This window comes from Priestia sp. JV24 (genome assembly GCF_025910025.1).
Classification (GTDB): Bacteria; Bacillota; Bacilli; order Bacillales; family Bacillaceae_H; genus Priestia; species Priestia megaterium.
Genome location: NZ_JAPCIN010000020.1, coordinates 245,212 through 270,974 on the forward strand (window position 1 = coordinate 245,212; position 25,763 = coordinate 270,974).

Sequence of the window (25,763 nt, forward strand, 5' to 3'; positions counted from 1 at the left end):
TAAGATAACGGCTATTGCCGCTTTTGACTATTGCCAAAAGAAAGCTCCAAGAATGTAATTCGCAATCTCTTTTGTACTGATTCGCACCAACCATCAGCTCTCTGAATACAGGGAAGATTTTGCTACTATGCTCTTTTCATCGCTTGTAATGGATATAAAATTATAATGGGCCAAAATACAAAAAGTCCCTACTCACCCTTAAGATTTTTCTTAAGAGTCAGTAGGGACGAAAATTCGCGGTACCACCCTAGTTGCAAGCATTTTGCTTGCCTCTTGATTAAAATAACGGCTAGGCCGTCTTTTCCTACTCGGAAAAGATGCTCAAGGAATGTACTTCGAAAAAATTTGTGTTCTGACTCGCAGCAACCGTCAGCTCTCTGTTACAGGGAAATTTTTTCTACTAGTGCTCCTATCAACGCTCAGTATTGACTATGTATGTGTACTTGGATAATCAGTTCCGATCGTTTGAAACTGTTTGTCGCTTCCAAGTTGTGTGTAATGTTGTGTGATGTTGATTTGTATTATGAATGGTTTTTTTATCTTCGTCAACACTTTTTATTAATTTTTTTTATTTTTTAAAACCATAGCTCCTTCAAACCCATCTCTATCAAGAGTTTTGCTGCTCTAGTTTTTTTCAAACTTGTATTCCATTTCAGATTCATATTCAATAAATCCATGTTTTTGATACAAGCTTTTTCCAGCGGAAGAAGCATTTAACCATATTCGATTTACACCATTTTTTTGGCAGTACTGCATCAAATGCTTTAAAACAGCTGAAGAATAGCCGTGCTTTCGGTGATCAAAAGCTGTATACATGTTCATAACATATGCTTCTTTTCCCTGGAGGTTACTCGGTGAAGGCGGACGTATAAAAAAGACGATGCTTCCTGCTGATACAATTTCTCCATTCGCTTTTAAAATAGTCGTATAGCTATGTGGATTATTTATATTTGCAGTAAAATATTCTTCTGTAGCTTTTCGAAACAGCTCCTCATTCCCGTTTAATTCTCCCAGTTCTTTCATAAGCAAAATTCGCAAGTTAACTAGATCCTGAACGTTTTCTAACACCGCTTTTTCAACCATGACTTCCCCTCTTTTTGTCTCTTTTACAAAAAAAAACTCTCATCCTTCGAGAGCTTCATTCACGCAAGAAAAACAGCTCCGTATACGAGTGCTCCGACAATAACGAACGCTGGATGCACACGCAATTTTTCCAATAAAACAAAGCTGGCTGCTACTAAAAATAAAGTTTGCCATATCCCTGAATCACCGTATGAATTCATAAAAAATTCATATGCCATCAAGCCCAGTAAAATGGCAATAACCGGACGAATGTAGTTCGTCATTTTCTTAACATTTGGCGAATCTTTATACTTAAATAATATTCGAAGTAAAATAACTAAAAGTAAAACCGACGGAGCAATCGTTGCAAAAAGAGCAATCACCGAGCCTAAAATCCCTGCCTGTTGATATCCGATAAACCCCGCCATTTTTGTGGCAATCGGACCAGGAAGCGCATTTCCAATTGCCAGCATTTCACTAAACTCTTTGACCGTAAGCCAATGATAGTGATCCACGACTTCTTTTTGAATAAGCGGAATCGACGCAGGTCCGCCTCCATAGCCTAAAATATTTGAAACAAAAAACGCCATAAATAGCTGAATATAAATCATACTGATTCCCTCTTTTGCTTGTGTTCAGCACTTTCACCTTTTTTTCCTTTTCGTTTTAGCGGAATCCAAGCTGCTGCCATAAGAACAATAATAATGACCGCTGGATGGATATGGGCGAATTCTATTAGCCCTAAACTAATAATCAGTAAGATAATAGCTGGCGTCCACCCTAGACCAGACGTTGATTTTTTAAAAAAGTCCCACGTCATAACCGCGAGCATAACTCCTACTACAGGAACAACTGCTTTGGTCATACCCATAACCCACGGCTGATCTTTAAATTGCGTTAAAGTTGTTAACAGCAATACCATTAAAAAAACGGTTGGAATAACGGCTGCAAATAAAGCTGTCCCGAGACCCAAAATACCACCGACTCGATAGCCGATGTATCCAGCCAGCTTTGTAGCAATAGGCCCAGGCAGCGTATTGGCGATTGCTAATAAATCGCCAAATTCATCGTCATCCATCCACTTGTACGTATCGACCACTTCTTTTTTTACGAGTGGAATAGCTGAAGGTCCGCCTCCGTAGCCGAGCATACCTGAGCGAAAAAACGCTATAAAAATATCCAATTGTCGCATTTCTCGCGCTCCTTTCTCTGTGATCTAATAAGCAACGACCGCTCCGTCTGTTCGCGCTTCTGTGCCGCCGTATAATACACCGGTTTGTTCATCTCTTAAAATAATCTGTCCTCTTCCAAACGTATGTCTGCTCGTAGCCACATGAATATCATGCCCTTTGCGTTCTAATGCTTCTACAATATGTGAAGGCATTTCTTTTTCCACAAGAACCTTTTTATGTTCAATCCACTGCCATCTTGGTGCATCTAAAGCTGCCTGAGGATTCAGATGGAAATCGATCATATTCATGACGACTTGCACATGTCCTTGAGGTTGCATGAATTTGCCCATTACACCGAATGGACCTACAGCGCTTTTATTCTTTGTTAAAAATCCAGGAATAATAGTATGGTAGGTTCGTTTTCCAGGCTCTAATCGGTTATGGTGCTGTGGGTCTAACGAAAAATTATGCCCGCGGTTTTGCAGGCATATGCCCGTATTAGGTACGACAAGTCCTGAGCCAAAATCCATGTAATTACTTTGAATGAATGATACCATGTTTCCTTCTCCATCAGCTGTCGCTAAATAGATCGTGCCGCTATGAGACGGCTGTCCGGCTTCGGGAACAAGCGCTTTTTCGCCAATCAGCCCTCTGCGCTTGTTTGCATAAGAATCATTCAACAAATCTTCAACTGCTACTGTCATTTTATCAGCATCTGTAATGAATTTTTGTCCATCTGCAAACGCTAGCTTCATGGCTTCAATTTGCTTGTGATATGTATCGACAGAATCTTTGGCATCGAAAGAAAAGCCTTTTAGCGTATTTAAAGCTAAAAGTGCAATAAGGCCTTGGCCGTTTGGCGGAATTTCCCACACATCATATCCTCGGTAAGAAGTTGAAATTGGCTTCACCCACTCTGCTCTAAAAGCTGCTAAATCTTCTTTTGTTAAAAATCCACCGTATTTTTTCGAAAAAGCTGCTATTTTATCAGCTAAATCCCCTCTGTAAAAAGATTCCCCATTCGTTTCGGCAATTTCAAGCAGCGTAGCAGCATGGTTCGGTGATCGCCACACTTCCCCTACTTTAGGAGCTGATCCATTGTTGGTAAACGTCTCAAACCAGTGCTTATATTCGTCACCTTTTAACGCGTGTGTAAATCGTTCAAACGCTCGTTCCCAATTGTACCCTAAAATTGGGGAGATTGGGAACCCTTCTTGTGCATACGAAATAGCAGGCTGCAGCACTTCTTTTAACGACAGTCGCCCAAAGCGTTTTGACAATTCCGCCCACGCGCTGGGGGCACCTGGGACCGTAACAGGAACAAAACCGCGAGCCGGCATCTCTTTTATCCCCATGGCACGCAGAACCTCAATAGAGATGGAAGCAGGAGCAGGACCGCTCGCGTTGAGTCCGTATAGCTCTTCATTTATCCACACGAGAGCAAATGCGTCTCCGCCAATTCCATTTGACGTAGGCTCTACAACCGTTAAACAAGCTGCCGAGGCAATAGCAGCATCTACCGCATTGCCTCCTTTTTTCAACATTTCAAGACCCGCTTGAGCGGCAAGAGGCTGACTAGTCGCTACCATTCCATTTTTTCCAAACGTACACGTACGCTGAGATGCATAGGGGTGTGTAAAAAAGTATTCGCTCATAGAAAATCTCCTCTTTTCTTTATATGATGAATAAAACGAATCTTTACAGACTAGACAAGGCTACTTCTTCCTCGTAAACTTCTAATGCTGCTTGTAAAGCAGAACCTGCATTCACGGTTGCACCGTTTCGAATAAGCACTGCTTCAAGACCAGCCAATGTAAAGAGAACGTTGTCTTTTCGACAGCTGTATCCCATTGTACCGATACGCCATATTTTTCCGTGCATTGGCCCAAAAGAACTTGCAATTTCAATTCCAAATTGTTCAAGAAGCGTAGAACGAACTGCCTCTCCGTCAATACCTGAGGGAATTAAAACACAAGTAACGGTTGGAACTTTTGAATGCTCATCCCCGAATAAAGATAATCCCATTGCTTTAATACCGGCTACAAGTGCTTTTTCATGGAGGCGATGTCTTGCAAATCTTTCCTCTAATCCTTCTTCTAAAATAACGCGCAGCCCTTCTCTTAAAGCATAGAGCATGGACGTTGCTTCCGTGTGATGATTTAATCTGCGCTCACTCCAATAGTCTTGAAGCTGACTCAAATCAAAATAGTTGCTGATAATATTCGGACGCAGACGAACAGTTTGAGCATCTGCTTTTGTCGCAATTCCTTTTTCAACTTTTTTACGTTCCATAATAATTTTTTCAATACGATCATTGTACGTAATAGGTGCCATGCCGGACGGAACAGATAAACACTTTTGTGTGCCTGCAATCAATGCGTCAATGTTCCACTCATCTACTTTTACATCCGTACCGCCAATAGTAGCTACTGCGTCGACGATAAATAAAATATCTTCGTTGCGGCATGCAGCACCAATTTCTTTAAGAGGCTGCATTCTTCCTGTAGACGTTTCACCATGAACCATTGCAACAATTTTCGGGTTTACTTTTTTTATTTCACGAATAACTGTTTCAGGGTCAAACACTTCTCCCCATTCGCATTCGATATTGTGTACATCAGCTCCGTAGCGCTCGGCAATTTCCGTTAATAAATAGCCGAAGCGGCCGAAAATCGGGACGAACACTTTATCTCCAGGCTCAACTACACTTGCAAGAACTGCTTCAATCCCAGCTCTAGACGTTCCATCAACGGGAAAAGCCCATTTGTTTTTGGTTTGAAATAGTTCACGAAGCATTTCCATCGTTTCGTTCATAATGTGCGTAAATGCGGGGTCAAACTGACCTAAAATAGGTGTTCCTAATGCTCTTAATACGCGTGGATCTGCTTCTACGGGTCCGGGTGTCATAATCGTACGCGGCGGTGTATGAAGCTGTTTTGTTATAGTCATGTCAAATTCCTCCTAGTAGGCAAGTTTATATAATAGTTCTATTAAGACCTTTACTCCTTTTTCTAACTGTTCTCCTTTGGTGAATTCCTTTGGGGAATGGCTGATTCCATCTTGGCTCGGTACGAATAACAAACATGTGGGAACTCTTCGTCCAAATACCTGGGAGTCGTGTCCTGCACCGCTTACTAATTCTCGGGAGGAGATATTCTTTTCCGAGGAAATAATTTTGGAAAGTTCAGATAATTCTTCGCTCATAGCGACAGGTTTTTCATCCATCCAGCAGTCGATATTCACTTCTAAATCCCCTGCTGTTCGCTTTATAATTTCCTTCATTTCTCGTTCTGCTTCTTGTAAAACCTCATACTCATGATGTCTTATATCGACCGTGAATTCCACATATCCTGGTATTACATTCGGTGCATTTGGAGAAAGTGTAATTTTGCCAACCGTTACGTATAAAGCGTTATGATATTTTTCGCTCAATTCAATAAATGCTTTAGCAAGTTTGCAGCTCACATAAAATGCATCTTTTCTGATGTTCATCGGGGTTGTGCCCGCATGGTTACTTTCACCTTTAACAGATACTGTAAATCGTTTCTGCCCGACGATACTAGAAACAATTCCGATATCGCAACGAGACATTTCAAGCTGCTTTCCTTGTTCGATATGCAGTTCAATAAAAGAAGCGATGTCCGTGCGGTATGGCTCGCTGTGGAGGCCTTTTCCGAAATTGAGCTGTTTCATTGCGTCATCCAGCTTAACCCCTTCTTTATTTATAACATGTTTTGCATCACTTTTGCTGTGTAATCCATTTATATTGCCTGATCCCCAATACGTAAGAGGAAATCTGCTACCTTCTTCTTCACAAAGTGATACGACCTCTAAGGTTTTTGTAGGGGAGCCGTAATGCGCATATAGGTACTGCAGAGCAATGATACCTGCCACAACACCAAACGCCCCGTCATACTTTCCTCCGTTTATCACGGTGTCGATATGGGATCCTGTTAAAATAACTTGTTGTTCTGAACCCGTTCCTTGCAACCGTCCAAATAAATTTCCTACATCATCGTAATACGTTTTGAGGTGAAGTCCCTTCATTTTTTCTTCCAATGCCTTTTGAGCTGCATTCCACTGTTCCGTATATAAAAGCCTCGTGACCCCTTCTTTTTCATCTACCCCAAACTGTGACAACCAGTTAACGTTTTCTTCGATTTGCTGACAAAGCTTAGATTTTCCCGTCATATCTGCAACCATTGCTATCCCTCCTGCTATCTTCATTTTAAGAAAATGACTGATTGTTTTCATTAACACTTTCTACAATGATTTAGTGTTTTTTTAGCTATTATCACTAAATATGCAAAGTCTTATATACGTCACTTTTTCTAACATTATATGTTATTTATTTTATCTTACAGGATTGAATATACTTCTTCATTAACAATTTATACATTTTTTTCTGAAAATTTTATTTATTTTAACTAAACTTTCTTATAAAATAAAAGATAGATAAAGATACGCGTAGGGAAATGTGAGAATTTTTAACAAAAGGAGTAATAAATAATGGAACTACAAACTCTTTTACGCATTCCAATTTATGAGAAAGCATCTGTAGTAGCCGGGCAAAAAGGAGTCACCCGCAAAGTACATAACGTCAATATGATGGACGCACCCGATATTTTATCTTTTTTAAAAGAAGGAGAGTTTTTAATTACAACGGGTTATCACTTCAAAGAACATGAAGAAAGCTTAGCAAAACTTGTAGAAGGAATGGCTAAAAAGAAATGTGCAGGATTGGCCATCAAAACGAAGCGCTTTTTCGAGCACGTGCCTGCTTCTATTTGTCAGCTAGCTGATGAACTTCACTTTCCGATCATTGATTTCCAAACGGACGAAACGTTAGGCGCGGTTATTAACGAATCTCTCAGCTTTATTTTAGATAAAAAAACAGCCGAGCTTCAGCAAGCGATGGTCACACATCAGCTATTTTCCTCGTACATCTTACAAGGAAAAGGCATTGAGAAAATTATGCAATCCATTCAAACGTTATGCAATGCTCACGTTGCCCTTTTTGATACCCATGGCCATGAACTCTTTTATACAAACAAACGCGAACCCTTTTCACTCCCGATGGAAGAAGCGGTAGCGGGCGCTAAGCAGCTGTTTTTACGAACGGTAAAATATACAACCTTTTCCTTTTTACACACAAAAAAAACCGTTACGCTTTTTCCGATTGCTACTCATACAAGAAAGTACAGTTATTTACTTATTGAACATCAAGTTTCTTTATCCGATTCAGCGCTCCTAACGATTGAACAAGCGACAAACGTTTTATCCTTCGAAATGATGAGGCAGCAGGCTTTGTATGAAGCTGAACGGCGACGAAAAAACGATTTTTTCAATCAGCTTGTTAACAATTATTATAAAACGCTTGAAGATGCTTCCTTTCAAGCACAGATGATGGGCTTATCAGCAGGAAACAGCTATATTTGCGCCGTCGGGAAAATCCATTCTACATTCACGCCTTACAGCGATGATGATATGATCTATGAGCTCCTTCAATATGAGTTATCAACAGGTCATACAGAGGCCGTTTTGTTTTTCTATGACAATCTTTATATTCTTTTGTTTACACCTCATTCTCAACCTATGATTATAGAATGCTTGCATCGCTTGCAGGAAGCTGTTTACCGTCACTACGATAAGCGAATGTCATTTGGAGTTGGAAACCAAAGCCAATCCCTACTTACAATCGCTGATTCATATAAAGAAGCTGTTGAAGCTCTTGAAACCATCCATTTTAAAGACCAGTCGAAGCTTATTCAATTTTATCAGCCAAAACAGTTTAAAGAACTGCTGAGGTTGCTTCCAGCAAACGATTTACAGGATTACTATTCTCAAACATTAGAAGGTTTGCTGCAGTACGATAAGAAAGATCGCTCCATCTTACTTGACACGCTTGAAACATATCTAAATTCCAATTGCCAAATCTCAGAGACTGCTAAGCAGTTATTCGTTCATCGGAACACGGTGATCTATCGAATTGAAAAATGCGAAGAGTTATTAAAAAGACCTATTCACACGTCAGAGGAAACCCTTCGGCTGCGCGTAGCTTTTCAAATTTTTTCTCTTGTGCATGCTAATTAAGTATAAATACAATAAAAAACGCCTGAGTGGATACTCAAGCGTTTTTATTGTATTGCATATTCTTTATTTCGCTTTTAATTTAGACTGTACGGATTGTAATTTCCCAGCCATCGTATGATTTTCTTTATCACGGCGATCATCAATTCGTAAATTTGTACATACGCGCTGAATACCATTTTCAAAAGGCACCTCATGCATCTCTTGAACAATGTTTAGCAGCGTGCTTAATTCCCCTTCAATCAATGTATTCATAGGGGTTAATTGATATGTAATTTCATCTTCATGCTTGGCCAACACTTTTTGAATATCAGCTACGTACTGACTCACGCTTGGCGTTTCCGTACCTACCGGAATAATGGTTACATCTACAATAGCCATGTTATACACTCCTTTTATTTGTTCCCTAGTTATCATATCAAATCGCGCAAAAATTTCCTACTTTTACATTTATGGTGCATAGAAAAAAGGAATAGTTCTACAACTACTCCTTTTTGTTACACTCTTATAGGTAACGCTTTGCTCCTAAGTAACGTTTTGACCAGTAAGAGTTGCTTAGTGATGTGATTGTCACGCCTGTTGAAGAACCTGCATGCATGAATTGACCGTTTCCGATATAAATGCCAGCATGACTAGCTCCTGGTTGGTACGTTTCAAAGAAAACGATATCGCCAGGCTGAGGTGAACTTACACGCGTACCAGTTTGATAGATGCTAGCAACTGTACGAGGAAGACTTACACCTACTGCATTGCGATATACATAGTTAAGGTAACCACTGCAATCAAATCCTCCAGGCGCAGCTCCACCCCAAACATAAGGTGTTCCCATAAAACGTTTACCGTATGAAATAACTTTTGAAGCTGAGCTTGAGCTTGTGCTGCTTCCTGTTGATGTTGAAGGTTTTGAGCTGCTAGAGCTGCTTGAATTTAATTTATTCAGCGTATCTGGACCCGCTTCTCCGTCTACTAATAAACCATTTGCACGTTGAAATGATTTTACTGCACTTGTTGTAATTGAGCCAAAGTAGCCTGTTACACCAGCTGAGAAGTAACCTTTATTTTTTAGTTTTTGCTGAAGGCTGCTTACTGCTGAACCTTTCATACCTTGACGTAAAATAGTTGAGTTGCTAGAGCTAGAACCACCAGTTGAAGCGCTAGAACCGCCATTTTTCAACTTGCTTAACGTAGCCGGACCCGCAATTCCGTCCACAGACAGTCCGTTTGCACGTTGAAATGCCATTACTGCATTTTTTGTAATTGAACCGAAGTATTGAGTCGTAGTTCCTTTAAAATAGCCTTTATTCTTTAGCTGCTGCTGTAAAGATTGTACATTTGGTCCAGTTGAACCAACGCGCAGCAATGAACCTGAGCTAATTGATGAGCTTCCGCTTCCTAGCAGCTTATTAAATGTAGATGGACCTGCAATACCATCTGCAGATAAACCATTTGCACGCTGAAACGACTTTACTGCGCTAGTCGTGATTGAACCGTAATAGTTTGTTGTTGTACCGTATGTAAAATAGCCTTTGTTTTTTAATTTTTGCTGTAATTCTTTCACATCTGAATTACTTGTTCCTGGGTGCAGCGTAGCATCTCCTAAAGCAGCTTCACTAATTGTAGGTACTACTGTTAAAGATCCACATAACGCTAACGAATATATCAACTTTTTCATAAAAAAAGGTTCCTCCAATGCCATAATCTACTAATCTATAAGACGTTTACATTGTAACAACACATTATTACAAAATAACATCACTAATATTACATTTATGTTACAGGAAACGACAGCAGCGCAGCTGTATGGTGTATATTGTCGTAGTTTATTGTCGTTTAACACTTAATAAGTTCGACAAAAAAGCTAATATATTCCAATATTATTCCTTTTCCTACACTAATAATAGGTAAAAAATCACCCGTAACATTATCTTTATATTTCAAAAAAAACAATTTATTTTTTTTTGAAATGTGAAACTTTTTTAAAATTTATTCGTTTAGCGGATTTGTTTCTCTCTCTAGTAAAACAGCTTTTCTTCTAAAAATTTATATTATTTCCATATTAATGAATAAAAAAGCGAGGGCTGAAAAAAATAGTCTTGTTATGTTTGAAACAAGGAGGATTATTTTATGAGCCATAAAGGCACTCATGGTACAAATGTTAGCGGATCAGGTGACTCGGAAGACAAACGCTATGCAGCCGGAGAAAACGAGCAGACGCTTACGACGCGTCAAGGTCACCCCATTCGTGATAACCAAAATTCTCGAACGATAGGCAACAGAGGACCTGCTACTCTTGAAAATTACCAGCTGATTGAAAAAATTTCGCATTTTGATCGTGAACGTATACCGGAACGTGTTGTTCATGCCCGGGGAACGGGAGCTCACGGGTATTTTGAAACGTACGGAAAGCTTGGTGACGAGCCCGTTGAAAAATACACCCGCGCAAAAGTTTTTTCAGGAGCAGGCAAACAGACGTCCGTTTTTGTCAGATTTTCTACCGTAACTCATGGAAAGGACTCTCCAGAAACAATGCGAGACCCAAGGGGATTTGCTGTAAAGTTCTACACAGAAGACGGAAACTGGGACTTAGTAGGAAATAACCTTAAAATATTTTTTATCCGCGATGCTATTAAATTCCCTGATTTGATTCATGCTTTTAAGCCCGATCCTGTGACAAACCGTCAAGATACCGAGCGTATTTTTGATTTTATTTCTCACACCCCTGAGGCTATGCATATGATTACTTTTTTATTTTCACCCTGGGGAATACCTGCTAACTATCGGCAAATGCAAGGTTCCGGTGTTAATACATATAAGTGGATAAACAAAGATGGCGATGCGTTTCTTGTGAAATACCATTGGGAACCAAAACAAGGAATTAAAAATTTGACCCAAAAGCAAGCAGAAGAAATTCAAGCTAAAAATATTAGTCACGCCACTCAAGACTTGTATGAAGCGATTGAGAGCGGTAACTACCCCGAGTGGGAACTTTGTATACAAATCATGGAAGATGGAGAGCATCCCGAACTGGATTTTGATCCGCTCGATGACACGAAAATTTGGCCGGAAGACCAATTTCCATTTCTCCCAGTAGGTAAAATGGTCCTAGATAAAAATCCAAGCAACGTATTTGCTGAAACGGAGCAAGTCGCATTTGGTACTGGTGTACTTGTAGACGGGCTAGATTTTTCTGATGATAAAATGCTGCAAGGAAGAACGTTTTCTTATTCCGACACGCAGCGTCACCGGGTGGGAACAAACTACTTGCAGCTGCCTATTAACGCGCCGAAAAAACATGTAGCAACAAATCAACGCGATGGTCAAATGGCCTATCATGTAGACGCTGCTCCAGGTCAGAACCCGCATGTGAACTATGAGCCTTCTTCTCTTGGAGGTCTTCAAGAAGCGCATGACCATCCAAAACCTCATCAGCCTTATGTTGAAGGAAATGTAAAAAAAGAAAAAATTGATCGTACAAATGACTTTAAGCAAGCTGGTGAACGCTATCGTTTACTAGAGGACTGGGAACGTGATGAGCTTATTCAAAATTTAGTAGACGGCTTAAAATGTTGTCACCATACCGTTCAAACAAAGATGATTGAGCTTTTAACTCAATGTGATTTTGACTACGGCAATCGCGTAGCAAATGGCATTGGTCTTCTGATGCATGATGATGGTTCCCTAGAAATTGAAATGGGAGCAGAAATGACTCCTACATACGGGAAATTGCCAAAAGAAGGCGGTTCACCGTTAGGAAGCAACAAAGCTGCTGATGCGGTAGAAGAAGCTAATGAAAAAGGACACGATGCTCATCCTTATTAACAAAAAAACATCCTGCAGCGACAGCAGGATGTTTTTTGGGTTAAACGCTTATGACCAAGTAACGGCAAACACGTGGTAGTCATTTTTTAACTGTGGCGCATCAATGGGTGTCCCGTGCTGATATCCTTGTTTCACTCTTTTAGGATGTAAGGGTTGAACCCATTCTTTCACTTGCTGTTTTGTACCATTTGCTAAAATATATACACAATCAGAAAATGCCCCGTCATTGTTTGGACTATCAACTTTTAGTACTTCCACTAACACATCTTGGACACACGTTTTTCTCTGAATACACATAAGCGTATGGTAGATAATATCAGCGGACACATCGTTATTTAAACGAAAGCCCACCTTTTTTTGTTCAAAAAAAGACGAGAATGAGACGATTGGTAATGTCTTTTTTTGTTCATACGCTTGAGATAAAATCTTGACAAGAACTTCTCCACTCAAGATGATCCCTCTTTCTAAAAAACGCTTCATCACAACATATGTGAGCATTGATTATGCTCATAGGATAATATATTATCATAGTTTAATTCTGTGGTGTTAGTCTTTTTTGGGGTTTTTACACTGGGAATTATACCCGCCTATTTCTTGCGTTTCCCTGACGTTCTCGCTACTAGCAACAGAATTATTAATAAAATAAATACCCCTACCCCTACAAACATATCATACAAGAAATCAAGCATCATACTCCTCCTCTTCCTTCAAAAAAACGCTGTTAAAACCAAGCGTTTTAACAGCGTTTTTTCGTTAGATAAAGCCTAGCATGTTAATAAATACAATGATAATTAAAACAGGTGCAATGTATCGAATAGCAAGAAGCCATAAAGAGAACCAGCGCTTCACATTCGTTGAACCGTGCTTGAATTCTTCAATTAGCACATCTTTTTTCATTTTCCAAGGAACAAAGATGGCAATTAAAAGAGCACCTAGTGGCATAAGGATATTACTTACAAGAAAATCGAAAGCGTCAAAGATGCTTTTTCCAAAGATCGATACGTCACTTAACAAACCATACGATAGCGCTGAAGGTATTCCTACTATGAAGATTAGCAAGCCAGAAATCCAAGATAGCTTTATACGCTTATGCTGCTCTCCTTTGGCTAAAGAAGCAACAATAATTTCTAACATCGAAAACGCAGATGTCAAAGTGGCAAATAAAAACAGCGCTAAAAAGAAAGTTTGAAACACAATTCCGAACGGAAGCTGTTCAAAAATAGAAGGCAATACAATGAATAAAAGACCTGGTCCTTCCGTCGGTTTTACACCCATTGAAAAGACCGCAGGGAAAATGGCCAGTCCTGCTAGTAAAGAAATCAAAATATTTAACGCTGAAATTGAAATAGCCGATTTTGGCAAGTTTTGCTGCTTAGATAGATACGAACTGTACGTAACCATAACTGAAACGCCTACACTAAGGGAAAAGAATGCTTGTCCCATCGCAAACAAAATGGTTTGGGATGTAAGCTTTGAAAAATCTGGATACAAAAAGAAAGATACACCTTCCATTGCCCCTTCTAATGTTAAAGAACGAATAATGATAATAATAAATAAAATAAAGAGAGCAGGCATTAAAATTTTGTTTGCTTTTTCAATACCATTTTGAATGCCTCTTGCTACTACAACAATTGTTAAAAGAAGAAAAACAAATTGAGAGATAACAGCACGTGTTGGATTAGCAATGGTCGAGTTAAATAAACTCCCGTAGTCACTTACTCCATTCAGCTGACCCGTGACGCTTGCAAAAATATATTGCAAAATCCAGCCTCCTACTACACTATAGAAGGATAATAAAATAAAGCATGTAATCACGCCTAAATACCCGATTCCTTTCCATAGGGAGCCGGGAGCAACTGCATCATATGCACGAATTGCTTCTTTTTGTGTATGTCTACCTAGTACAAATTCAGCAAGTAAAAGCGGCAAACCAATAATTGCTGTAAACAAGATAAACAGTAAAAAGAAGGCCCCTCCTCCGCTTGTTCCGGCTACATAAGGCAGTTTCCAAATGGCTCCGATTCCAATTGCAGAACCGGCAGATGCCAAGATAAAGCCGAGTTTTGATGTCCATTGTTCGTTTTGACTCATTTTTTCTCACCATTTTTCTTTATTTATTCTGATTTGTCATACTATAGCACACAACCCTTCTGTCGAAAAGGGTTTTTGTTGTTTTAACCCTCATCATGTGTTATGAATAGTATGTAGGTTTCATGATTTATTTTCGTAACTAAAAAAAGTTTGACAGTTAGAGGTACAAAAAATGACAAATCAGCAAGTAATACAGCAACAATTTTTAGATAAGTTCCTTGACTTTATCTTAGTAAAATGTCCAAACTGCGAACTATGTGCGCGAGTTGTAAAACTGGATAAAAAATTGAGCGGGTCAACGCACTCATGCACGTGTCCTCACTGCGGTTATCTAGACGTAACCAACGCTGATAGCCAAGGACCGTTAGAACTTTCTGAAGCAGTAGATCCTTTTTTTCAGCTTCCGCTTTACTTAGAAACGATATGCCCTGAACGTCGACTTTGGGCTTATAACTTAGATCACCTTCAGTATATTGAATCTTATATTGAAGTTAAAACATGCGGGGCTTGTTTCGACGAGCTGTCGGTTGAACATTCATTGCCAGATTGGGTAATTCATAAGCAAGAAGAAGCATTAAGCGAAATTCAACGTTTAAAAGATACCGTCTTTTGCACATTCAAATGAAGATAGAAAAGAAACGTTGCCGAAGAGGCAACGTTTCTTTTTTTACGAAGAACTTTCTTCGGTAAGTTTTCTTCGATAGTCTCCGGCCTTATCGAACTCTTTTGCGGTGCCGACGAAAAAGTAGGTTACCGTATGATTTTTGTTACCTTGAGTCGTTCCATGTATCATCTTCCCCTGCTTCAATTGCTTTCGCTCTCCATTCTTATTTACATAGAAATATTTATTTCTTGCCCAGCCGCCGCCGCTTAAAAGCGTTTTGGTTTTCCCGACTCCCTGGTCATTTACTTTAAATACAGTGTAGTCTCCTTCTGTCTTGCTGGGGTTTCCGTTATCTTTATCATATTCGACCATAACCCATCCTTTGTACCCTTCTGGTATAAGGAAAATGCTCGGTTGAGACGTTTCATCTGGGCGTCCACATCCAGCTGCGATTACAATCAAGAAGCACAAAATGAGCCACCTTTTCACTTTTTCCAACTCCTTTCTTAATAAAAGACGTGCCTCTATACTGCTTTTAGTTTTTGTTGAAGGTGAGATTATATTCTTTTTGCATCCCTCAATTTTTTCCAGTTCACCCAGTCAAATATGCTATATTTACGTATTGTTTGTCACACACTATTAGCAGGCGTTTACAATTTACATGGGAGGATAACAAAAATGAGCTATGTTTTTTTATTTATTTTGCTCTTTGTCATTCCGCTTTACACACAGCAAAAAATTGTTCGTGCCGACCGTGAAAATACACGTACATTATTACTAAGTGAACACGAGCAATCTGGACATAAAAAAAGCGATTCCCCGTAAAACAGGAATCGCCTTCTTTTAATATGTTAAGCTTCCGGCCACAATAAGGCCGACGGCAACCGACGCTGCAAAAAGAGTTACTCCAACGGCTACATTTCCTTCTTCTACTTTTTTGGCTAGGCTCGTTTTAGGCGTCATGATAAATTCAATAATCCAATATGCCACTACTTGAGTAATGATACCTACTACTCCCCAAAGAGTTGCATCTACCAAATTTAAGCTGTTGCTCCATACAGTAAAAATGACAATAGCAAGCCCAATTCCTTTTCCCCATAACTTCAAAGCGACCGCCACATTGCCTTTTTTTATGAGTTCACGGTCATTAAATTTTGTTGTTAATTCAAATACCATAACTCCGATAAATAATAACCCTAACCCTACCGCTACGTGAGATAAAAAACTTCCTATACTAGCCCAATCAATCCATTGTGTCATTTTTATTCCCCTTTTCATTTTAATCCAATCGGCAAATAGTACGATTCGTTATCCGTAATTTGATTTCCAGCTCGTATTCCTACTGCGCTTGCTTTTCCATTTAATAAAAAGCACCCGTACATGATATGAGCCTCTATTGTTTGCGTTTGAGTCTTCATCGTTGCAGTTGGCAAAGGAATAAACTGTTGATACACAGCCGTGTATTCTTGATATGTCTTATGCTGATCTTCGTCTATTTTGATTCCGTCTTCATTATAAATTTCAACGGTATCTCCCTCACGACCAAAGGATGGTTTCTTCACAAATGCTTGTTTTCTTTCAATAAATGTATCTTCTTCTAAATACGTTGGTAAAAAGTATGTTTCAATGATGTGATGCTCTTCTTTAGTGAAGAAAGGATGATGTTGTTCATGCAAAGCCCAAATGAGTGCTTGCACGGCTTTGGACTGCAGCAAAAATGCAGAAGGCGGATTGATTATGGCTACTTGTTTTTGCTGTGCTAATGTTAAAAGCATGTGTCCGACTTTTTCATGCGTACTCGGATCTTCATCTTCAATTAAATGTTCAAGCGGATAAGTTTGGCGATAGAGTACGTCTATTTTTTGTCCATATTGATCATACACGCCCGCTTCTATATGTTCACCTTCTTCCGCTGTAGAGGAAGGGACAATTCGAAGCTGCGATAATGGAACGTATGTAGCATCTACATCGGCTAGCTTCATTAAATAAAGAGTCGTTAACTTATCTTCTTCATGCGTATCGTGCGAAGAAAAAACGACGTTTGGATAGTTCGTTCTATCGAGCTCGTTATAAGCTTCAAAAATGGCGTGTTTTAATGCTAAAGCAAGCTTTTTTTCTTCAAGCTTATTAGGGTTTTGTACTTGAAAATGCCGACAGACTAACTCATTTACATGAAATAATTCTTTAATGAACGTAGGCGTATCCGCATTTAGTTCTAAAAGCTTGATTTGATCAGTCGTAACAGCAAAATCAAGGCGCGAAATCACACTTTCTGTTTTCATCGTTTTCAGTCGTAGGTACGGAAGGCTGTCTTTTGGAAATCCTAAAGAAAAAAGCGTCTGATCATCTAACGAACGAAGTAAAGGTGCAGTTTTAAAAAATAATTCCCCAATTTGATTTGCAGCTTCTTTAATAGAATCAATGATATGAGAAGACTCTATATGTACGTCATAAAGAGCATACTCTGTTCCGTATAAATCGTGCCAAAAATCTTCAATTTCTTTATAAAACATTTCTCGCTTTTCTTTATGCATTACCCGCCAAAACCGCCTTTAGAGCCGCTCCCAATTCCAGATTTATACGAGCTGCTTGATTTAAATGATTTATAGGCCGATGATGAGGTCAACTGTTTTTTAGAGCCGTAGTAGCGGCCTCCGTGATAATATGAGCCGCTGTGCGAAGAAGAAGAATCTGAACAGTAGTACGTTTGGGTATCTTCATCCCACTTCCACTTGTCACACGATTTATCTTTCGGTTTAGCTGGTCTTGCCTGATCAGTTGAACCGCAGGCAACGAGCGATGTCATTAAAGCTGTGGTCAAAACCCCGGCCATCATTTTTTTTGTTTTTGACATTACGCCTTCCCCCCTTCATACGTTACGCCTGTTTTTGTTACATATAAACTGTACACGCTGCGATCTTCATCAATTTCCGCAGAGTCTCTTTCCCATTCCCATCCATTGTAGTATGTATAAACTGTTCCGATATAGCTTAATACGTCCAAATGGGTATGAAATGAAGAGACGAATAAAATCGGATGTCCTCGAAGAGAATTCAGTTCGCGTACTTCTAACGTAATCTCTCTGTTATCGTCTTCTGCTTGCTCTTTCGGCCCATGTTCATGTTCTTTTACATAAATAATATGTATATCATCTTCGACTGCAGATGAAGTTTGTTTATACGTTACTCCTTCTTTAACAAAAAATTCGCATTCTCTTCTTGCTAAAATTTGTTCAAGTTCAATAGATTGATAGTGATAAATAGATACAAACGTATCATCAGGCTTTAGCAGTCGGTATTCTAACTTCCCCATTGTGCAACTCCTTTTGTGACTTTTTTGTGAACGTTCTTTAATAAATACGCACAGATTTTCAAAAAGTTTCAATTTTTCTCATATTAAAAGGCTTAGCTTTAAATAAGCTAAACCTTTATTTTTTTATCACATCTGTCACAACTTCATAACCGCCTGTGTATGGGTCGAATACATATTCAAGCATGCCGTTTCCACGATTGACTTTAAATAGATAACGGTATTTTTTAGGGCTGTCTTTTGCTGGATATACGTATTTTCCTTTTTGGAACTGACTTAGCAAGAGCTGTTCTCTTTGCGCAAGCATTTTTTTTGCTTCATTATAACCATACAGCGGGAGATTTTTGGCATAGAGAACCGGTACGAATACAAGCACAACAACTGAAATCGTAATAAGCCCTTGTTTGAACCACCGTATAAATCTCTTTGGATTTCGCGAAAGTAACATCGTGATGACAATTACTATTAACAAAGGAACAATATATACTTGAACATACGGAATGTTTGCAAATACAGGTCGATTAATCAATAAGACAATTACTTCGATAGCTGCTACTAATACTAAAATAAAATAGACCACTTACTCTTCACACCTCGACGATTCAATGAATTTTATATGTGTTAGAAAGTATTCCCACTCATGAATGAACTCGTCTATTGTATCATAAGACGCAAAAAAAATATCTACGCTTCTCTATTTTACGGAATTCAGATAATAAAAGAGATTGAGACATTACGAAATCACCCCAATCTAAAGACGAACAAATGGGATAATGCGCTAGTATGGCCCCTTGTTACACCGCTGTTGATTTCCGTGCAAGCCTTCGCTTTCCGCAGGCGGCCGCTAAGCCTCCTCGTCGCTTGCGCTCCAATCAACAGCTAGAAACCACTACATACATGAAACTCTCTTCACCCTAACCATAAAAAAATCTGAACGCATTTGATTCTCCATCAAGAATTAAACACGTTCAGATCTCCCTTTAACTAAGCTACTTTTATTCCATCCTCTTTATTACGAAACTTCTACGTTTCGATTTTGATTATATTTTTTCCCTTGTAACAGTGAGTAAATGATCGCTGCTGCCCACACAATAAGTATGAATGCATATACAGCTATCTGAGTTGAGCTGCTGGATATCCATGTATTTAAGAGTGTTCGAGCATTTGTTAAAATGATAAACCCACCAACAAGTGAACCAAGCAAGTGAGCCGGGATAATACGAACAAACCATGCAGCAATCGGAGCCGCGATAATTCCGCCAATCATAAGGGCGCCTACCCAGAACCAGTTTACTTGCTCCCAGCCAAGAGAAATTAAAAAGCCAAGTGTAGCCGAGACGGCAATAGCAAATTCACTTGTATCCACGGTTCCAACGACTTTCCGTGCTGTTGTGCCTTTTTTAGCTAGCAATACAGGCGTTGCTATCGGCCCCCAGCCTCCTCCTCCTGTAGCATCAGCAAATCCAGCAATTAACCCTAAAGGAATAGACTGCTTCGTCGATAAAGGTTTGGTGCTCTTTTCTTCGTTTGTTTTAAACGTAAATAAAAAACGAAATAATACATAAACTCCTAGAAGCAATAAGAATGTTGAAACGTAAGGCCTTACTGCATCTCCAGGTAAATTACTTAGAAAGCAGGCTCCTACAAAAGCTCCGATGGAGCCCGGGATAATCAGTTTTAACACCATCGATTTATCTACGTTTCCAAATTTAATATGCGAAACACCCGAAGCTGCCGTTGTTACAACTTCTGCTAAGTGAACAGATGCGGAAGCCACAGCTGGTGCAATTCCAAACGTTAAAAGCAGCGTAGTTGATGTCACCCCGTATGCCATTCCAAGTGATCCATCAATTAACTGAGCTAAAAAGCCAATAAGTGCAAACGTAATTAACTTTTTCATGTTGTCCCTCCACTTTCATCTTCTGTTAGAAAGCACAAAAAGGCCTCCAACAGTTGTTTGCTAGAAGCCTTCGGTATGTCCGATCAGCTGTCCGTTTTATGAATAAGTTGTTTATATTGTAATCCTAACTATTCCTAGAAGTCAACTGTGTTTTTAGTTTTTCTTTTAGTCTATGTATGCTGCTTGGTTATAGTATCAGTAAAATAAAATTCTTCTTGTTAAGTCAACAACATAAAAACGACCGCTCACTTAATAAGGGCGGTCATTTTTATGCATGTCTTGCCAGTGAGCTAGTACTTCAGGTGGCAAACTCATATCTTTGTCTAATGACGTCACATCCATAGAAGCGGGCTCATCGCTATTTATCACTTTTTCTACCCAATCTGGCTGCACAACTAATGCTTGTTCAATCGTAATTAAAGCCAGCCCTTTCTCAAAAGCTTCTGCTACTTCTGTTGCCGTAAGTCCTCCTGTACCCACAAGAGGGACCCGGTGATTGACGTGCTTAATAATCGAAGAAACCAGTGAACGATTTTCTTCACTACTTAAGGTAGGTTCATGCAAAGCACTGATATGTAAATAGTCAATTTCTGTATGAACAAGACGATCAATCCACTCAAATGTATCTTCTACTTTATTTCCTAAATAGCCTTTTTCTTTGGGCGCTAATGTATATCCCACAATAAATGGTTTGCCCGCATGTGCTGCTCGACGCGTCACTTCACGAATAACTTCAAGTGCAAAAGTGAAGCGGTTTTCTGCGCTTCCACCATAAGAATCGCTCCGTTCATTTGCTTGCCTTGACATAAACTGCTGCAGTAAACATTCATTTCCTCCGTCAATTTCTACTCCATCAAACCCGGCTTCCATAGCTCTGGTGGTAGCTTCGCCAAACGCTTGAACCATATAAGTTATATCGCGCTCGGTCATTTGAACAGGCTTTTTCCCTTTACGTTTATGAGGCTTTTCACTTGGGCTAATGGCTTGCCATTTATTTTTCATTTCTACGCACTTTCTTCCCCCGTGTGATAGTTGAAGAATCGCTTTAGCTCCTCTTCTATGAATCATTTGGGTTAGTTGATGAAGCTTTCGTATGACATGATCACGATGAATGCCGATTTGACCATGTGCTACTTGGCCATTTTCTGTGATAAACGCGGGGCCGACAATTACCGTACTTACGCCCCCTACTCGTTTTTCGTAAAAAGTCAGATCGATATCAGATATTTCTCCGTTTTCCCGTGAAGCGTATGTGAGGATAGGTCCCATTGCTAATCGGTTTTTCATCTCAAGAGCATCAACAAATTTAAAATGCTTAAATAATTTTTCATAGGCTGTCTTCAATTAAATCACCCCTTTTTTCCTTAGCTTGCCCATCTAGAAGCCGAGTAGACATAGGCACAAAAAAAGAAATACCTTCGCCGGCATTTCTTTTTACGTTGTTTTTCTTATTTTTTTAATGGGGTAAAATACAAATTCGCTTTTTCCGACAATCCGTTTTTCATCAATGAGGCCTAGACCGTTGCGGCTATCCATACTGTACAGACGGTTATCACCCATTACAAATACTTCGTTTTTAGGTATTTGAACGGGTTCAAAATCTCCTGTAAGCTCCATATCCATGTTATTGGCAATTTGACGATTCGTTTTTAAATAAGGTTCACTTACTTTTTTATCATCAATATAAAGCTGATCTTTTTTCATTTCGATTTTTTCACCTGGCAGACCGATTACTCTTTTTACATAATGCTTATTCTTAGCTTCATCTTTAATAATCACAATATCTCCGCGGCGAATATCATGGAGCGAATACGACAGTTTATTCACAAACAAACGCTCTCCGTTATGCAGCGTTGGGTTCATTGAAGCGCCTTCTACAATATACGGAGAAAATAAAAATGCGCGAATCATAAATACTAGAGCGATAGCGAAGATAATAGTTTTGAATATGCTGCGTAATTGATCGCTTTTTGTTTTTTCCGTAATCAATATACTTTGTCTCCTTTGTACAGCTCACTTTTCTTATGTGAAAAAGCAAGAAACCTCTTACTTTAACACTTATTCTAACTTAACCATAGAAAGAACTGAAATCAAATGTTTTATGTTATGTAAAAAAAGAACCTCTAACAAATGTTAGAGGCTTACATTACGCAAGTTTCGTCTTTACATCTCTTATTATAACATTAATTATATAAAAAGAGACTACCTTTTATGTAAAAATTATGTTTTTTACGCAAACTTAACTAAATCTTCACATTTAAAGGCGTTTCTCCATGTATAAAAAGTTGAGAGATACAATACTCTATAATCTCTCTTCGCCGCACGAGTCCAATAAAAATATTTTGATCATCTACAACTGGTACAAAATTTTGTTCAGACGCACGTGACAAAATACTTTCCATTTCATCATGAATTATTTTACGGCCTGCTTCCTCCTCCTCTTTCAGAAAAAAGCGTTCTTATCTCCTCGATAAGAACGCTTTTTTTAGTTCATTTTCTCAATTTCATTTACAAGAATTGAAATGGCATCCGTTTTTGTTGCTTCACGCATTGTACGCTTCATCGTACTTGCCTGCTGCTGAAGCTCATTTACTTCACGCAAAAACACTTCTTTTGTTAACTGTTCTTCTTCCACAACCATACAGTAGCCTTTTTTCTTAAAGGACTGTGCATTTAAAATTTGATCTCCCCGGCTTTGTGCTTTTGACAAAGGAATAATCATCATCGGTTTATGAAGGGCTAAAAACTCAAAGATAGCATTTGATCCGCCGCGTGTAATCACATAATCAGTGGCCGCTAGAACATCTGGAAGCTGTTCATTTACATATTCTAACTGACGGTAGCCCGACTCTTTTTCAAGGCTTGTATCAACATTGCCTTTTCCGCACAGGTGTACAATTTGAAATTTCTTTTGCAGTTCAGGCAAGGACTCTCGAACAATTTCATTGATGCGACGTGCTCCTAAACTTCCGCCCATAATGGTTAAAATTGGGCGCTTATCATAAAAGCGAAGCCAGCTTTCCCCGTTCGCTGCGCTTCCGCTAAATAATTCTTTTCGAATAGGTGAACCAACAACCTGCACTTTTTCTTTTGGAAAATAGTTTGCCGCTTCATCAAAAGAAGTGAAAATTTTAGTGGCAAATTTCTGCGCAATTTTATTTGCCAGTCCCGGTGTTAAATCACTTTCATGAATGAACACGGGAATGTTTAGCGATTTAGCAGCCATTACAACAGGAACTGTGACAAAACCGCCTTTTGAAAACACAAGAGAAGGCTTTAACTTTTTCAGCACGCGACGTGCATCGCCAACTCCTTTTGCTACTCGAAATACATCTTTTACATTTTCCATATCTACGTATCGACGCAGCTTCCCGCTTGAAATCGCATGATATGGAACGTTTAATTTTGTAATTAATTCTTTCTCAATACCATTGTGAGAACCGACATAATGGATATCCCATTTTTCACTGTCTAATTCTTTCATAATGGCAATGTTTGGTGTTACGTGTCCAGCTGTTCCGCCTCCGGTAAAAACGATAACTTGCTTACTCATTTTTTCTTCCTCTCTTTACTTCACTTAATCGATCTGTTTTGACATCAATTTTTATCTGATCTTTTTAGCATGCAATCTGACATGTAAAACGATGGTTTTATTATAGCATTTTTCTTTTTACATATGTATGATAAGGCGTATAAAAGCATGCTATACTTTTCATAGGGAGTGATGATAATGAACAAATCTGCACCTATAGTAAAAGGTGATACGGTGGATTCCGAAACGCGCTGTACGCACTATCATACGGATAAAGATATTATTGCAATAAAATTTTATTGCTGTAATACATATTATCCATGCTATCAATGTCATAATGGATATGCTGATCATGATATTAAAAAGTGGCCAAAAGCTATGTTTAATGAAAAAGCTATTCTTTGCGGAGTATGTAAACATGAGCTATCAATTCATGAATATTTAATCTGTAACTCGACTTGCCCTCACTGTCGTTCTTCTTTTAATCCTGGATGCAGCCTGCATGGACACATTTATTTTGAACAAAAAAGCTGAACAAAACATTGTTCAGCTTTTAAAATAACTGCTCATCTATATTTATAATGGAAGGAAGCAGACCTGGGAACAATTCCTCAAGTTCTTCTAAACGCAAGGAATAATAGTGCTGCGTACCTTCTATACGTAGTTTGATAATTCCAGCTTCGCGAAGTACTTTAATATGATGTGATAGCGTTGATTTTGATACATTTAATTTTTGATAATACGAACAGGTCTGCTCCTTTCTTGTCGCTAAACACTGTACAATTCGCAGCCGGTTAGGATCACTCAACGCGTGTAAAATAGGCGTTAATTTAATTTCAGATTTCGGTGGTTGATAAGGTTTTCTCATGCTTAAAATATAACACAGCTTCTTTTGTGTATCAATGTTCGATAACTTTCGAACTAAATTCCTTGCACTGTTATTTAATCGGTGTTATAGTTTCATTGTTCGATGATATTCGAACTTATCTTCATTTTAATCATAAATTGAATGAAAGATTAAAAACAAAACAAATAATATAAAGCACCATCATTATTAAAGGAGGAATCACCCATGATTCATTTACAAGCTTCAATGAAAGTTAACCCAGCAAAAAGAGAAGAATTTTTAGAAAACGTACAAGAACTAATTAAGCATTCTTTACAAGAAGAAGGAAACAGCAACTATCAACTATATGAAGATGCTTTTACACCTAACACATTTATGATGATTGAAGAGTGGAAAAGCGAAGAAGCAATTCAAGCACACAATAAATCAGCTCACTTCCAAAGTTTTGTAGCATTTGCTCAAACTGGCGTACTTGTAGCACCTTTAGATGTAAAAACATTACAAGGTTAATCATAACTTCTTTGAAAGGATGACGCATCATGAATGAAGCAATTCGTACAATTCAAGATCATCGTTCTATCCGTCAGTATACAGACGAAGCAGTAAGTGACGAGCATTTAGATACGATTATTCAATCTGCTCAGTCAGCCGCTTCTTCTATTAATGGACAGCAAGTGACTATTATTAGCGTCCAAGATAAAGAAAAGAAGAAAAAACTTTCAGAGCTTGCCGGCAACCAAGCGTGGATCGACCAAGCTCCTCTATTTTTAATCTTTTGTGCAGATTTTAATCGTGCTAAGATTGCAGCTGAACTTAACGATGCCCCCCTTGGCGTAACCGATGGGCTTGAATCAATTTTAGTCGGGGCAACTGATGCTGGAATTTCTTTAGAAGCCGCAACAGTTGCAGCAGAATCACTCGGTTTAGGTACAGTCCCAATCGGAGGAATTCGCAGAAAACCACTAGAAGTCATTGAACTGCTCGATTTACCGGAATACGTATTCCCAGTAAGTGGTCTTGTGGTTGGACATCCGGCAGATCATTCTGCGAAAAAGCCTCGATTGCCACAAGCTGCTGTGCACCATCGTGAAAGCTATAATCACGACTTAAAGTCATTGATTCAAGACTATGATGCTGAAATGGCAGAGTATATGAAAAAGAGAACAAACGGTGCTGATGACCGCAACTGGTCACAAACTGTATCAGCTATTTATAAAACCATTTATTATCCAGAAGTTCGAGCGATGCTTGAAAAACAAGGATTTAAATTCGAATAACCAAAAGCTGCGATGAACATCGCAGCTTTTTTATCTACTTTAACAGCGTGCTGAATAGAC

The 25,763-nt window shown here is 38.9% G+C and carries 27 protein-coding genes, 1 pseudogene and 2 other annotated features (1 of these 30 running past the window's edge); of the genes and pseudogenes, 7 read left to right on the forward strand and 21 right to left on the reverse strand.

Annotation, left to right across the window (positions count from 1 at the left end):
• Positions 1-149: a binding site (T-box leader), on the reverse strand (it extends 58 nt beyond the left edge of the window).
• Positions 150-219: 70 nt separating this feature from the next.
• Positions 220-425: a binding site (T-box leader), on the reverse strand.
• 199 nt (positions 426-624) lie between these two features.
• From OK414_RS16270 to allC, 6 genes are read right to left on the reverse strand one after another with little or no spacing between them, the layout of a single operon-like run.
• A complete protein-coding gene (locus tag OK414_RS16270) occupies positions 625-1,083 on the reverse strand; it encodes a GNAT family N-acetyltransferase (RefSeq protein ID WP_263045212.1) in 459 nt (152 codons plus the stop codon).
• A 59-nt stretch (positions 1,084-1,142) separates the two neighbouring features.
• On the reverse strand, positions 1,143-1,673 hold the full coding sequence (locus tag OK414_RS16275) for a chromate transporter (protein ID WP_034650813.1): 531 nt from the start codon (positions 1,671-1,673) through the stop codon (positions 1,143-1,145).
• Positions 1,670-2,254, reverse strand: coding sequence for a chromate transporter (locus OK414_RS16280; RefSeq protein ID WP_034650812.1), 585 nt, complete (start codon positions 2,252-2,254; stop codon positions 1,670-1,672). The genes OK414_RS16275 and OK414_RS16280 overlap by 4 nt, the downstream gene beginning before the upstream one ends.
• Before the next feature lie 24 nt (positions 2,255-2,278).
• Positions 2,279-3,889, reverse strand: coding sequence for a gamma-glutamyltransferase (ggt, locus tag OK414_RS16285; protein ID WP_263045213.1), 1,611 nt, complete (start codon positions 3,887-3,889; stop codon positions 2,279-2,281).
• 43 nt (positions 3,890-3,932) lie between these two features.
• On the reverse strand, positions 3,933-5,183 hold the full coding sequence (locus OK414_RS16290) for a pyridoxal-phosphate-dependent aminotransferase family protein (RefSeq protein ID WP_034650808.1): 1,251 nt from the start codon (positions 5,181-5,183) through the stop codon (positions 3,933-3,935).
• 12 nt (positions 5,184-5,195) lie between these two features.
• Positions 5,196-6,437, reverse strand: a complete 1,242-nt coding sequence (gene allC / locus OK414_RS16295; protein ID WP_234943440.1) for an allantoate deiminase — start codon at positions 6,435-6,437, stop codon at positions 5,196-5,198.
• A 306-nt stretch (positions 6,438-6,743) separates the two neighbouring features.
• On the opposite strand from allC, the gene OK414_RS16300 reads away from it, so the two are divergent.
• Complete coding sequence (locus OK414_RS16300; RefSeq protein ID WP_013083794.1) at positions 6,744-8,327, forward strand: PucR family transcriptional regulator; 1,584 nt, start codon at positions 6,744-6,746, stop codon at positions 8,325-8,327.
• 63 nt (positions 8,328-8,390) lie between these two features.
• Here the strand turns inward: OK414_RS16300 and OK414_RS16305 are convergent, their stop codons facing one another.
• Complete coding sequence (locus OK414_RS16305) at positions 8,391-8,705, reverse strand: MTH1187 family thiamine-binding protein (RefSeq protein ID WP_013083795.1); 315 nt, start codon at positions 8,703-8,705, stop codon at positions 8,391-8,393.
• A gap of 124 nt (positions 8,706-8,829) precedes the next feature.
• Positions 8,830-9,996, reverse strand: coding sequence for a peptidoglycan-binding protein (locus OK414_RS16310; protein ID WP_034650804.1), 1,167 nt, complete (start codon positions 9,994-9,996; stop codon positions 8,830-8,832).
• Between the two features lie 452 nt (positions 9,997-10,448).
• Between OK414_RS16310 and OK414_RS16320 the strand changes: the two are divergent.
• Positions 10,449-11,973, forward strand: a pseudogene (locus OK414_RS16320) (catalase); the annotation flags it as partial.
• A 218-nt stretch (positions 11,974-12,191) separates the two neighbouring features.
• On the opposite strand, the gene OK414_RS16325 reads toward OK414_RS16320, so the two are convergent.
• Positions 12,192-12,593 carry a hypothetical protein gene (locus tag OK414_RS16325; RefSeq protein WP_013057709.1) on the reverse strand — a complete coding sequence of 134 codons (402 nt, stop codon included), beginning with the start codon at positions 12,591-12,593 and terminating at the stop codon, positions 12,192-12,194.
• 303 nt (positions 12,594-12,896) lie between these two features.
• Positions 12,897-14,234 carry a sodium-dependent transporter gene (locus OK414_RS16330; protein ID WP_034650800.1) on the reverse strand — a complete coding sequence of 446 codons (1,338 nt, stop codon included), beginning with the start codon at positions 14,232-14,234 and terminating at the stop codon, positions 12,897-12,899.
• Between the two features lie 172 nt (positions 14,235-14,406).
• Between OK414_RS16330 and OK414_RS16335 the strand changes: the two genes are divergently transcribed.
• A complete protein-coding gene (locus tag OK414_RS16335; protein ID WP_013083800.1) occupies positions 14,407-14,859 on the forward strand; it encodes a hypothetical protein in 453 nt (150 codons plus the stop codon).
• Between the two features lie 42 nt (positions 14,860-14,901).
• On the opposite strand, the gene OK414_RS16340 is transcribed toward OK414_RS16335, so the two are convergent.
• Complete coding sequence (locus tag OK414_RS16340) at positions 14,902-15,327, reverse strand: DUF6843 domain-containing protein (RefSeq protein ID WP_013083801.1); 426 nt, start codon at positions 15,325-15,327, stop codon at positions 14,902-14,904.
• 189 nt (positions 15,328-15,516) lie between these two features.
• Here OK414_RS16340 and OK414_RS16345 point away from each other — a divergent pair, with 189 nt between their 5' ends.
• Complete coding sequence (locus OK414_RS16345) at positions 15,517-15,663, forward strand: hypothetical protein (protein WP_016764718.1); 147 nt, start codon at positions 15,517-15,519, stop codon at positions 15,661-15,663.
• An 18-nt stretch (positions 15,664-15,681) separates the two neighbouring features.
• Here OK414_RS16345 and OK414_RS16350 read toward each other — a convergent pair whose 3' ends face one another.
• The 9 genes from OK414_RS16350 to OK414_RS16395 form a co-directional block, all read right to left on the reverse strand.
• The gene (locus OK414_RS16350; RefSeq protein WP_095379327.1) at positions 15,682-16,098 is read right to left on the reverse strand and encodes a DUF350 domain-containing protein; all 417 of its coding nucleotides are present in this window, start codon (positions 16,096-16,098) and stop codon (positions 15,682-15,684) included.
• Between the two features lie 14 nt (positions 16,099-16,112).
• Positions 16,113-17,372 (reverse strand): glutathionylspermidine synthase family protein, encoded by a 1,260-nt coding sequence (locus tag OK414_RS16355; RefSeq protein WP_034650795.1) that lies wholly within the window; start codon positions 17,370-17,372, stop codon positions 16,113-16,115.
• Complete coding sequence (locus tag OK414_RS16360) at positions 17,372-17,692, reverse strand: hypothetical protein (RefSeq protein ID WP_013057715.1); 321 nt, start codon at positions 17,690-17,692, stop codon at positions 17,372-17,374. Before OK414_RS16360 ends, OK414_RS16355 begins: the two co-directional genes overlap by 1 nt.
• Positions 17,692-18,150, reverse strand: a complete 459-nt coding sequence (locus OK414_RS16365) for a hypothetical protein (RefSeq protein WP_034650793.1) — start codon at positions 18,148-18,150, stop codon at positions 17,692-17,694. Before OK414_RS16365 ends, OK414_RS16360 begins: the two co-directional genes overlap by 1 nt.
• Positions 18,151-18,265: 115 nt before the next feature.
• Positions 18,266-18,727, reverse strand: coding sequence for a hypothetical protein (locus OK414_RS16370; protein ID WP_034650791.1), 462 nt, complete (start codon positions 18,725-18,727; stop codon positions 18,266-18,268).
• Positions 18,728-19,159: 432 nt separating this feature from the next.
• On the reverse strand, positions 19,160-20,047 hold the full coding sequence (locus OK414_RS16375) for a sulfite exporter TauE/SafE family protein (protein WP_034650788.1): 888 nt from the start codon (positions 20,045-20,047) through the stop codon (positions 19,160-19,162).
• Between the two features lie 249 nt (positions 20,048-20,296).
• Positions 20,297-21,391: an NADH-dependent flavin oxidoreductase gene (locus OK414_RS16380; RefSeq protein WP_034650785.1), complete on the reverse strand. Its 1,095-nt coding sequence runs from the start codon at positions 21,389-21,391 to the stop codon at positions 20,297-20,299.
• A 90-nt stretch (positions 21,392-21,481) separates the two neighbouring features.
• Positions 21,482-22,033 carry a signal peptidase I gene (lepB, locus tag OK414_RS16385; protein ID WP_263045365.1) on the reverse strand — a complete coding sequence of 184 codons (552 nt, stop codon included), beginning with the start codon at positions 22,031-22,033 and terminating at the stop codon, positions 21,482-21,484.
• Positions 22,034-22,532: 499 nt separating this feature from the next.
• Entirely contained in the window at positions 22,533-23,600 is a 1,068-nt protein-coding gene (locus tag OK414_RS16395) for an undecaprenyldiphospho-muramoylpentapeptide beta-N-acetylglucosaminyltransferase (protein ID WP_016764730.1), read from the reverse strand.
• Positions 23,601-23,777: 177 nt separating this feature from the next.
• Between OK414_RS16395 and OK414_RS16400 the strand changes: the two genes are divergently transcribed.
• Positions 23,778-24,113: a CHY zinc finger protein gene (locus OK414_RS16400; RefSeq protein ID WP_263045215.1), complete on the forward strand. Its 336-nt coding sequence runs from the start codon at positions 23,778-23,780 to the stop codon at positions 24,111-24,113.
• 19 nt (positions 24,114-24,132) lie between these two features.
• Here OK414_RS16400 and OK414_RS16405 read toward each other — a convergent pair whose 3' ends face one another.
• Positions 24,133-24,447: an ArsR/SmtB family transcription factor gene (locus OK414_RS16405; RefSeq protein WP_013083811.1), complete on the reverse strand. Its 315-nt coding sequence runs from the start codon at positions 24,445-24,447 to the stop codon at positions 24,133-24,135.
• Between the two features lie 204 nt (positions 24,448-24,651).
• On the opposite strand from OK414_RS16405, the gene OK414_RS16410 reads away from it, so the two are divergent.
• The gene (locus tag OK414_RS16410; RefSeq protein ID WP_095379319.1) at positions 24,652-24,936 is read left to right on the forward strand and encodes a putative quinol monooxygenase; all 285 of its coding nucleotides are present in this window, start codon (positions 24,652-24,654) and stop codon (positions 24,934-24,936) included.
• Between the two features lie 29 nt (positions 24,937-24,965).
• A complete protein-coding gene (gene nfsA / locus OK414_RS16415) occupies positions 24,966-25,703 on the forward strand; it encodes an oxygen-insensitive NADPH nitroreductase (protein ID WP_016764733.1) in 738 nt (245 codons plus the stop codon).
• Positions 25,704-25,763 lie beyond the last annotated feature (60 nt).